This is a genomic window from Psychromarinibacter sediminicola (assembly GCF_029168335.1).
Classification (GTDB): domain Bacteria; phylum Pseudomonadota; class Alphaproteobacteria; order Rhodobacterales; family Rhodobacteraceae; genus Psychromarinibacter; species Psychromarinibacter sediminicola.
The window spans coordinates 1-1,007 of sequence record NZ_JARGYC010000205.1 but is presented as its reverse complement, the minus strand read 5'-3'; the positions used below and the strand labels follow the sequence as shown (position 1 = coordinate 1,007).

The window sequence follows — 1,007 nt, the reverse complement described above, 5'->3', positions numbered from 1 at the left end:
TCGACGAAGGCACGCCATGCGCCTTCGTCCTGGCCGATGCGCTCTACGGGTCGGATCACAGGTTCCGGCGCATGCTGGAAGACCGCGGCCAGCCTTATGTGCTGGCGGTGCGCTCCAACCATGTGCTTCGGTTCCTCGAAGACTGGCAGTTCGTCCAGACCGACCCGGCCACACTGGTCAGCAACCTCGATACCGGCGACTGGCAGGCGCTGTCGGCCGGAGAGGGGGCCAAGGGACCGCGGCTCTACGACTGGGCCTGGGTATCACTGAACTGGACAGCCGGGGACGGTTTCGCCCGCTGGCTCCTGGCGCGCCGAAGCCGCCGCGACCCGGATGCCATCGCCTATTATTTCGCCCATGCGCGCGCCGACACCACCCTGGCGGAACTCGCTGCGGCCGCCGGATTGCGCTGGACGATCGAGGAGTGCTTCCTGCGGGCCAAGGACGACCTCGGACTCGATCACTGCGAAGCCCGGTCCTAGCACGGCTGGCACCGCCACATGAGCCTGGTCATGGCGGCCGCCGCGCTCCTGACCCGGATCGGCTCCGATCAAATCCGAGCGGCGTTCGGGAAAGCGAACGAAACGAGTCCAAAGGGCCGCACCGAAGCCGCCTGACCCGCACGCTTGAGGAGATCTGCACGATACCGGAAATCCTGAGGCTGATGGCGCGCCTCCTCCTGCGCGGCCTCCCGGCGGCAGATTTCATCCTCGCCTGGTCGCGATGGCGACAGCGACACCAGGCAGGCGCAGCGAAGGCCCATCGAAAACAGTATGTTACGCAACTGTAGTATTAGAGCATTTCGGGGCAACCCTGTGTCGCGGGAGATTCCCTTGAGGGGATGTTCGTGATTCATCCTGTTCAGGAGGATGTTTCATGTCAGCACCACTGCCAGACGCGCTTCGGACGCGGTTTCAGAGGCTCATTGAAGAAGGGTTGAGCGGGCGCGCGGCGGCGTCGCGGCTCAAGCTGTCGGCCTCGACCGGCACGCGATGGGCGCGGTCGGT

1 pseudogene is annotated in these 1,007 nt (G+C 65.4%); it reads left to right on the top strand.

What is annotated here, in order from left to right:
- A pseudogene (locus tag P1J78_RS24965) lies at positions 1-617 on the top strand (IS701 family transposase); the annotation flags it as partial.
- Positions 618-1,007 lie beyond the last annotated feature (390 nt).